Consider the following 5438-nt stretch of genomic DNA (forward strand, 5'->3'; position numbering starts at 1 on the left):
AGAGCAAGTGGGATCTGCGTCCCAACATGCTGCAGCTCAACGATGCCCTCGGCGTCCTGAGCAGCGGCGAACGCATGTTCCTGTCCGCCATGGTCAGCTTCTACAACGCGCGCGAGGGCGGTGCCATGCTCAAGCGCTGCCACTTCAACGGACTGTCGGACTTCGACGGTCTCGATCTGCAACGCCGCAAGGTCATCGCCGACCTGCTGGTGAACTACAACGGCTGGTGAGCCGGTCCCCGGCGCACCACTGCTTTTCGTTCCCCCCGAGAGGGACATGCGCCCACAAAGCCATGTTCCTCAATTTCTTCGCCATCGCCCAGCGCCAACGGCCTCGGGCTATTACTTGCGGATGCCACCGTCCGCATGGGCTGGCTCCGCTCACTTCTCGAAAGGAGCCACCATGGCAAACAACTACTACGAGGGCACGGGCGTTCTCATGCTTGATCGTGTTACCCCCGTCATCAAGGCGCTGTTCGGCGTCTTCGCATTGGATGAAAGCTATCCCGGCAACGGGCATGCCTACATCGCCAGGATCGCCGAGACCAATTATCCGCAATGGTCGAATGTGCTGGGCGGCCTGGAAGACCTCGCAGCGCAACTCGGCATACCCATGCCCGACGACGAAGGCTTGTCGATTCCTCCACTGCTCGAACTGCTGGCCGTGCACTTCGGAGCCGACCAGGATCAGGAACTGCAGAACCTGATCGAACAACACCAGTTCGAGGACAGCGCCGATCTGGAGGCCTTACTTCTGATCGCAACCTGCTTCGACGACGGCCATGACCTGACCGCCATCCAGTTCGAGGGCTGCTGGTATTGCAGCAAGCCAAGGCTGTTCGAGTTCGGCGGCAGCGGCTGCTACCTGAGCCGCGAGGTCCAGGTCTTCAGAACGTCCTCGCAGGCACTCCAACTCGGCGACCAACTGCGCAAAGCCATTAAGGCCAGCGACATCGAAGAGGCCTCGGCGTTGATCGCACTGGAGGCCGCCAATCTGCTCGCGGGCATCAACGACGAGCATTTCCGCCTGAATGTGCGCCATCGCATCGCCGAACGGCTGGCCCAGACGCCAACGATCAGTGCCGACTGACGCATTTTCTCTTTTCAACCCACCGGGTCCAATTCCCGGTGGCGGGGATTGGCTCCATTATTCAATCTGGAGAAATCCCATGTCCCAAAATCCCAATCCCTTTGTCCGCGGCTACTGGAATCTGAAAATCGTCCGCACGCTGTCCATCAGCTACGAGGACGGAAGCCCGCATGTGTGGCGAGCCATCCACGTGAGCCAACAGCACCTCTCCGATGAGGAACTGGTTTCTTCCCCCTGCATCGTCACCAGCGAGTTCGCGGTGGTCAGGAATGGCACTGAACCTGTCAGCGCCGAACTGATGGCCGAATGCAATGCTGTTGAAGGCGTCAGCGGCGAAGGCGTAGTTGGTGCCGTGGTCTATGCCATTCATGGCGACGACTTCGACGGCCGCCCGATCCACGTCGGTGACACTTATTCGGCCGAAGCCGCGCGAGACGTGGTGCAGCGGTTGAGTTTCGAGACCGGCTATTACAGCCGATGCTGGGAAATCAGCAGCGCGCACATCAGCCGGAAAACCGGCCAGTACCTCGCCAACCTGGCAGACCTCGCCACGCCGGAGGCCTTTCTGTTCATCGCCTTCCGGGTTCCGTACAGCCCGGCGATCGGCGTCAAGCTGATTTCCACGCCCTGGACGGACCAGAACCTGGAGCATGCCGAGGGCATCGGCGCGGAGCAGCTTCGACAAGAGCACCGGAACAAGGGCATGCCGGACGACCTGGCGAACATCCTTGAACTGGCTGGCCAGGCCGATGTGCGCATTCTCATCCTCGACGCTGATGCGCCCGCGCTACTGGGCTTGCCGCTGGCCGAGTCCTAGCAGTCGCGCCACGCACCATTCTTCCTCTTTGTTCTCCCCCATGTCAGCCCGTCTCCCACCCGGAGCTGGGCTGATCCATTTTCATAGGAGCAACCTCATGTTCCCCGACCTCATCTCGCATGCACCCGACTTCGAGCACCAGCTCGGAGCCTGCGTCAACGCCATGAGCCAGGACGACGCCATCGGCCAGATCCTGGTATTCGAGCGCACGAGAGGCATGCTACACATGCGCCATATCGCCAGCGCCGACCTGGTGGACAGCGACATTGACGACTACGAAATGGTCGTCTTCGACGGTGGCAACACCAGCGGCGACACGTGGAAGCACGTGTTCTTTCCACGTCAGCGCGAACACTATTTCGTGTACGAAGCCTGATCCATCCAGCCCCTTTCGAGGGGCTTTTTCTTGCCCGCAGCGCAGGAAACCGGGTGCGGCGCGGTGCCGTTTCATGCGGGTGAGCCGCCCATTCCGAGGCCATCCTTGCCCCATGTTCGTCGGCGTTGCCGACACATGCCCAGACAGCCGAGACCTTCAAGGCTGCAAGTGCGGGAAACCGTGCTGGTCTTTTTTCTTATCGGACGTTCCGCGTCCATCCACGCCACCCACAAGGGATCTCTCCCTTGCGGGCGGGAATCCCTTGTCCTTCCTCAAGGAGATTCCCATGGACCGTTCCCTCATCAAATCCATGATGCCTTCGCTTGTCGCAGGCCATGTGCCCCGCAACGTGCGGTCGTTCAAGTACCGCGTGTTCGATGATCAGCCGCAGTCCTCGACGCTGGGCTTCGCCATCGATCCCCAGCCCTTCGACGGCAAGGTGGTCGCGGCGACTGACGATGCCATCGTCGTCAAGCTCAAGCCATCCGAGTTCGCCGTGCTCGATCCCAACCTTGTCACCTCTGTTCCCAGCGAAGGCGCCAAGGTGCGTGTCCAACCCTACGCACGGCGCCGTTTCGACGGCCTGCGCGCGGACACCCCGGAAGAGCGCACGGAGATGACGTCCGACGGCATTCCCTACACCGTCAAGACGCACATCCTTGGCTCCGCGCCCGCCAAGCTGCCCATCCCCAAGCCGCAGTGCATGGAACTGGGCCAGCTCATCGAACAACTGGAGGAAATGCCGGCGCCCGATGGCTTCCGGCGGATCACCCACATGCTGGTCGATGCAGGTGCACGGGATTTCACCTGGGTCGATCCCAAGCCATCCAAGATCATCGAGACGCCTCCGGCGATCAGCTTCACGACCTCGACCGCGAAGTTCAAGGGTCGCGTCACGGTGCTGTACGACCGCGGCGGCGACGCCTACGTGGTGGAACTTCACCGCGATGGCGAATTGGTCGATCGGTACGACGAGGTGTATTTCGACATGCTTGGCGCAGTGTTGGAGCGGCTCATCGACGATGGTCGCTGGCGCCTGATCGACGTGAGCGTGATCGACACCAAGGCTCCCCGGCAGCGCCAAGCGGTGCCGGCATGACGCCTCGAAACGAAGCCAGGCAACTCCACGACTGACCCGAGGTTCCCGCCACGGCGGTTCAGTCCATCCGGCCAAGTGCCGCACAGGCTCTCCATCCATTCGGTGGAGAGCCTTTTCTCTAATCCGTACAGGAGATTTCAACCATGTCACTGCGATTCAAGGGCGCCGACCTGCGCCCTGTGTTGACCGAAGCGATCGCCAACCAGTGCCGAGCCGTCCTCGTCAAGGACCAAGGCGTGTACATCCTCGCCGAGCGCGGGGAACGCCGCCCGGACGGACGCCAGAAGTTGCTGGCCTATGCAGTCGGCTGCGACCCGGATACCGATCCGTTCGATGACTGGTGGTTCCTCGCCCAACGCGAGCTGGGCGGCGACGACTTCGCCGAGTACTTCGACCCGAAGGACGGCGTATTCACCCGCATCTTGCACACAGCGGACGATCTGATGCTGTCGGCCACCGCCACCCACTTGTCGTTGGAGGTCGTGCCTCCCGTTTAAAGCAGCAGCACGTCCTGCTCAGCCCCCGGTTCCCCGGGGGCTTTTTTCCTCCGCACAGCGGCTATGTCCCCGCGTGCGCGCTCGTCTCCGGCCGCCAAGGCCTGCCTCGCCGGCCAGCCCGCCGGCATGCCACTGGAGACGACGCATGCACGACCCGTTCAAGATCACCCAGCCCACCTGCATCAGCTTCAGCGGCGGGCGCACGAGCGCCTACATGCTCTGGCGCGTGCTGCAGACCAATGGCGGCCTGCCTGCCGATACCGAGGTCTGCTTCGCCAACACGGGCAAGGAAGTCGAAGCGACCTTGCGCTTTGTGCGCGATTGCGCCGAGCACTGGCAGGTGCCGATCCGCTGGCTCGAATACGTGCCCATGGAACCGGGCTTCGCTCTGATCGACTTCGATCGGGCCAGCCGCCAGGGTGAGCCGTTCGAGGCGCTGATCCGCAAACGCCAGTACCTGCCCAATCCCGTTGCGCGGGGCTGCACGACCAGCCTGAAGATTCGCCCGATGCACCGCTTCCTGCGGCATCAGGGATGGACGGACTGGGACCAGATGATCGGCATCCGCGCCGACGAGCAGCGACGCGTCTCCAAGATTCGTGCGCGCGGCCACTCCACCGAATCGACCCACGAGACCATGTGCATGCCGCTGGCGGATGCCGGCGTCACCGTGCGCGACGTGAGCGCGTTCTGGCAGGCGCAGCCGTTCGACCTCGACCTGCTGACGGTGAACGGACGCACGCTCGAAGGCAACTGCGACCTGTGTTTCCTCAAGCCGCGTGGGCAGCGCCTGGCCCTTATCAAGGCCCGGCCCGAGGCCGCCGTGTGGTGGATTCGCATGGAATCCCTGAACCTCGCGAGCAAGCCCAGCGGCGCCCGGTTCCGCGCCGATGGCCCCAGCTATGCCGATCTGGCGCGCTTCGCTGCCGACCAGGGCGATCTGTTCGATGGCGCCGAGGAAGCCATTGCCTGCTTCTGCGGCGACTGATGCGCATGGACAGGCCATTGATCGCGCCACGGCTGCAACTCCTGCCCGTGTCGCTACGGGTCGCTAATGGCTTTGTACAGGACCACCACCGCCACCACCGCCCGGTCCAAGGGGCGAAGTTCGCCCTGGCCGTTGCCCCGCGCGGCAGCGATTGCATCTGCGGTGTGGCCATCGTCGGTCGCCCGGTCGCGCGGCACTTGGACGACGGCTGGACCCTCGAAGTAACGAGGCTATGTACCGACGGTGCGCCGAACGCCTGCAGCAAGCTCTATGGCGCCGCTTGGAAGGCGGCCAAGGCCCTCGGCTACACGCGGCTGATCACCTATACCTTGCCCGAGGAAGGTGGTGCCAGCCTGCGCGCCGCCGGCTGGCGGCTGGTCGGCACGCGCGGCGGCGGCGCTTGGAGCCGTCCCAGCCGTCCCCGCGCCGACACCCCCGACCACCTGCGCGGCCCCAAGTGCCTGTGGCAGGCATCGGGCGGCGTGGACAAAGGGAAACGTCTGGGTGCCGATTGATTGCTGTCGCGCGCGCGGAGCCCGGCCATGCTGCCCCCATGCCTGCTGACGTTGTCA

Annotated in this window: 7 protein-coding genes and 1 pseudogene; all 8 read left to right on the forward strand. The window is 63.5% G+C overall.

The window, feature by feature from the left end; translation table 11 throughout:
• Nucleotides 1–230, forward strand: a pseudogene (locus K206_RS0135535) (hypothetical protein); the annotation flags it as partial.
• Between the two features lie 172 nt (nucleotides 231–402).
• Complete coding sequence (locus K206_RS0135540; RefSeq protein WP_011489288.1) at nucleotides 403–1089, forward strand: hypothetical protein; 687 nt, start codon at nucleotides 403–405, stop codon at nucleotides 1087–1089.
• 79 nt (nucleotides 1090–1168) lie between these two features.
• Entirely contained in the window at nucleotides 1169–1906 is a 738-nt protein-coding gene (locus K206_RS0135545; protein ID WP_011489289.1) for a hypothetical protein, read from the forward strand.
• A gap of 97 nt (nucleotides 1907–2003) precedes the next feature.
• A complete protein-coding gene (locus tag K206_RS0135550; RefSeq protein ID WP_003290191.1) occupies nucleotides 2004–2282 on the forward strand; it encodes a hypothetical protein in 279 nt (92 codons plus the stop codon).
• Between the two features lie 286 nt (nucleotides 2283–2568).
• Nucleotides 2569–3381 (forward strand): hypothetical protein, encoded by an 813-nt coding sequence (locus tag K206_RS0135555; RefSeq protein ID WP_003290192.1) that lies wholly within the window; start codon nucleotides 2569–2571, stop codon nucleotides 3379–3381.
• A 143-nt stretch (nucleotides 3382–3524) separates the two neighbouring features.
• The gene (locus tag K206_RS0135560; protein WP_003290193.1) at nucleotides 3525–3878 is read left to right on the forward strand and encodes a DUF3085 domain-containing protein; all 354 of its coding nucleotides are present in this window, start codon (nucleotides 3525–3527) and stop codon (nucleotides 3876–3878) included.
• Between the two features lie 145 nt (nucleotides 3879–4023).
• Nucleotides 4024–4866 carry a phosphoadenosine phosphosulfate reductase family protein gene (locus K206_RS0135565; protein WP_011489292.1) on the forward strand — a complete coding sequence of 281 codons (843 nt, stop codon included), beginning with the start codon at nucleotides 4024–4026 and terminating at the stop codon, nucleotides 4864–4866.
• The gene (locus tag K206_RS0135570) at nucleotides 4866–5381 is read left to right on the forward strand and encodes an XF1762 family protein (RefSeq protein ID WP_020207009.1); all 516 of its coding nucleotides are present in this window, start codon (nucleotides 4866–4868) and stop codon (nucleotides 5379–5381) included. Before K206_RS0135565 ends, K206_RS0135570 begins: the two co-directional genes overlap by 1 nt.
• Nucleotides 5382–5438: the final 57 nt, after the last annotated feature.

It is taken from the genome of Cupriavidus sp. WS (assembly GCF_000395345.1).
Taxonomy (GTDB): domain Bacteria; phylum Pseudomonadota; class Gammaproteobacteria; order Burkholderiales; family Burkholderiaceae; genus Cupriavidus; species Cupriavidus basilensis_B.